Annotated in this window: 3 protein-coding genes; 1 reads left to right on the plus strand and 2 read right to left on the minus strand. The window is 35.5% G+C overall.

Annotated elements, in window-relative coordinates:
• Nucleotides 1-38: 38 nt before the first annotated feature.
• Nucleotides 39-1,229, minus strand: a complete 1,191-nt coding sequence (locus tag OZD61_RS01280; RefSeq protein WP_274979560.1) for a CCA tRNA nucleotidyltransferase — start codon at nt 1,227-1,229, stop codon at nt 39-41.
• Between the two features lie 87 nt (nt 1,230-1,316).
• Nucleotides 1,317-2,588, minus strand: a complete 1,272-nt coding sequence (locus OZD61_RS01285; RefSeq protein ID WP_274979561.1) for a hypothetical protein — start codon at nt 2,586-2,588, stop codon at nt 1,317-1,319.
• 118 nt (nt 2,589-2,706) lie between these two features.
• Between OZD61_RS01285 and ychF the strand changes: the two genes are divergently transcribed.
• On the plus strand, nt 2,707-3,801 hold the full coding sequence (gene ychF, locus OZD61_RS01290; protein WP_274979562.1) for a redox-regulated ATPase YchF: 1,095 nt from the start codon (nt 2,707-2,709) through the stop codon (nt 3,799-3,801).
• The last annotated feature ends 105 nt before the right edge of the window (nt 3,802-3,906 follow it).

Here is a 3,906-nt window from a genome sequence, read left to right on the forward strand (position 1 = left end):
CATAGATATACCTCTTTCTTAACTATGCTTATCTTACCTCATATTTTCGAGATCCTTAACAGGTTCTTAGCATAAAGCACCAGCTCCTCTTTTGTTAAAGTGTAGAAGCTATCTTCCCAATGTTGTTTTAGCAATTCCAAGTTTCTACCTAAACTTTTTCCTGGCTGGTGACCTATACTTATTAAATCATCGCCAGATAAAGGAAATTTTGGAATATTGAATGTGTTAGCAAATGAAATGTATTCATCAACATTTTCTCCAGACTCAACACCACAAATTTTCACTAAATCACAATATAATTCTCTACCAAATAAAGATATGTATTTTTTTTGCTCTTTTTCTGAGAGTTCTGTTTTGATATCGTTGGATAGTAAAAATAGCAGCTTTTTCTTTTGCTTGTTTGAAAGACGTAGAAACATGATTATATATTCTCCAAGACTTAGCCTGTCATTTTTTTTAGTAGTCCTAAGGAGTAACGCTAATTTTACTAGCGCATCAGTGCCGAAAAGAAGTGACGAAGACAGAATTTCGCATTTTACTTCTTTTGGGATAATCTTTTGCAAAACATCAGATTCTTGCATGCTCTTAAGTGTTGGAAAAGGATCATTGCACTTCAGCAATTTAAGTATTTCATCTCTTATTCTCTCTCCAGAGAGGTTTTGGATCATATGCGAATGCTTTTTGCATACGTTTAGTATTTCATCACTCAAATCTCCGACACATATTTTTGCATGAAAACGAAATGCTCTTAAAATACGTAGATAGTCTTCTTTAATTCTATCTTCAGCGTTGCCTATAAAGTTTAACCTTCGCGCTTTTAAGTCCTCTATACCACAAAAGTAGTCATATATATGGCCACGCTTATCTGCGTATAGAGCGTTAAATGTAAAGTCACGCCTTGAAGCATCAGCTTGCCAATTATTAGTAAATTCTACTTTTGCATGCCTACCATCACATTTTACATCATGCCTTAGTGTCGTAATTTCAAAAGACCTCTGATTTAGAACCGCAGTGATAGTTCCATGTTTTAAGCCAGTTGGAATAGTTTTTATATTACGGAGTTTTAGCGCTTTAATCGTTTGATTGGGAAGCAAATTAGTAGCTAAATCGATGTCGTGGACATCACGCTGCAAAATTGAGTCTCTCACACACCCGCCGACAAGCCTAGCCTCACCACCAAATCCCTCTATGGCATCAATAATCAAACTAGTCTCATGGCCAATTTGCATTTAGGTTAGTACGCACTGCAAGTTCATATTATATGAAATGCTTGCAAAAGCCCTATATAAAAATATACAGAGCTATGAAGATTTATTTTACACTTCCAATTGTGATATTTGTTGTTGATGAAATGTTTTTTCTGTTCTTGATTCCTCCATACTACACCTTGGTGAGCTTGAAGGGTTTTGCTTCTCAGAGCGCTCTATGCGCTGCTTTATATCACTAACGCACTGCCCTACAACATCACCAATTTTTCCATCAGCATTTTCTGCCAATAACTTATCAAATCCCTTTTCAACCTCTGCCCTCTCAGGGATATCCTTTGAAAGGTTACAATATTCTAAGATCTCGTCTAGCTGCAGTTTTTTTGCTAATAGGAAATCTTCTTGTTCTTGCTGCTGTCTTATTAATTCTTGAGTTACAATTTCAGCTCTAGAGTAATGATTCCCTCCAAGATATATTGTTTCTCGCTCTTTACTACCCCATAGCTCATCATTTAATTTATAACTTTCACGATTAAATACCTGATTTAACTGATCATCATTATTTATCATTTGTGGATCTGGCTCAAACTTTTGTTGCTTCTCTCTACCACTAACTTCACAATGGACATTAATTTCAATATTAGCTAAAGAAGCTAATATCTGAACTTCTTCAACGAAAGGAAAATAACTTTTACTTTCTATTGCTTCTAGATAGGCTTTATAGAGAACTTCATCGTTAAAAAATGAATCTTTTATAACTTTAGGGTCATATGTATCACCATACTCCTTTTCACTGAAGTTAGGATTCAATATTAATGCACAAGACTCAAGATCTTCTGTGATATCATCATATAACCTCTCCTTATTTTCTTCTTTAAGCAAGTTTTCAACACTGAGCAAAGTTTTTTGGTCTCTCGGAGAGTCGATATTACGCTCATTACGCTCATTAATAGCTCTTTCTATTACTGGATATATTACTTTTCTGAAGTCACCATCATCACGAAAGTTTTTTACAATTTCTTCTTTTAATTCCCGAGTCTTACTGTCAGCTTCCTCGATTTTCTTATTTGTTCGTTCAGCTAATCCTTTCATTTTCTTGGACTTACCGGTTAAATCTCTTGGTGTGTTTAAAAACGCATCAAAAACCTTTTCTAGCTGAGCTCTTAAAGGATCTGGCATACTTACATCATCTAAAGATGTAAATTGACTTAAAAATTTGTGCCATTCCATTCTCATATCTTGCGCTCTTTCAGCTCTATATGGATCAGAATTACCTTTTTTCTCTCCAAACACAGCATGGAAAAAGCAATTGCCATCACCTGTAGTATTATATTTAACTACTTGGCTATTAGTTGGCAATTTCCGTTTCCTAGATTCAGTCATAATTTTTACCTTAATTTAAGCTATATATTACTATACCAACAAAACTGTCAATAAGCAACTAATTAAGTATAGCAGAAATTTTTAAATTATGCAATAGTTATAATTTTACATAGCAGATATGAGCTTTAACTGCGGTATAGTTGGGTTACCAAATATAGGAAAATCAACCTTATTTAATGCACTTACAGAGTCAAGTGCAGCCGAAGCTGCGAACTATCCTTTCTGCACAATCGAGCCAAATATAGGCAAGATTTCGATAAAAGATCAACGTTTGAAACAAATCGCAGCAATTGCAGGCTCAGAGAAGGTAATCTACAACCAATTAGAAGTTGTAGATATTGCAGGTCTGGTAAAGGGTGCGAGTAAAGGCGAAGGGCTCGGCAATAAATTTTTAAGCCATATCAGAGAAGTTGATGCCATCGTTCATCTGCTCAGGTGCTTTACGGATGACGATATCAGCCATATACACAGTAAAATAGATCCAATATCAGATGCTGAAGTGGTAGAAATGGAATTAATCCTAGCTGATATTGATAGCATAGAAAAAAGGCTTCCTCAATTGGAAAAGAAAGCAAAGCAAGGTGATAAAGAGCTAAAGAGACAACTTGAATTAATGCAAGAGGTATTAGCTACTTTAAAATTAGGTAAACCTGCAAGAAGTTTGGAGAATATCAATGAAGATGAGATGAAGTTGCTTCAATTGCTGACAACAAAGCCCGTTATGTACGTTTGCAATGTTGAAGATACAAATGTTATAACTGGCAATGAATTATCTAAAAAGGTAGAGAGAATGGCAGAGGAAAATAAAAGCAAATTTTATTGCATTTCAGCAAAACTCGAAGCAGATATTGCAAATCTTGATAGTGAAGAGGAAAAACAGAGTTTTTTATCAGAATTTGGCTTACAAGAATCAGGCCTTGATGGAGTAGCGCGTATTATGTATGAAGTGCTGAGTATGATAACTTTCTTTACTGTGGGCCCCAAAGAAGCACGGGCATGGCCAGTAAAAATAGGGTCAACAGCCGATAAAGCAGCAGGTGTAATCCACACTGATTTTGAGAAAGGCTTTATAAAAGCAGAGACAATAAGCTTTGCAGACTACATAAGGTATGGAAGTGAATCAGCTTGCAAAGACGCAGGAAAAATTCGCTTTGAAGGCAGAGATTACATCGTGCAAGATGGTGATATAATGCACTTTAGGTTTAATGTGTAGTTTATTATGCAGCCACTTATTTAAAGTTAAGTTTTCTGGATCCCAGTGGGCTTTGTTGCATCGCTCTTCGGATAGTAGGTAACGTACAATAAATTCATGAAGCTA

It is taken from the genome of Wolbachia endosymbiont of Drosophila bocki (genome assembly GCF_028982005.1).
GTDB lineage: Bacteria > Pseudomonadota > Alphaproteobacteria > Rickettsiales > Anaplasmataceae > Wolbachia > Wolbachia pipientis.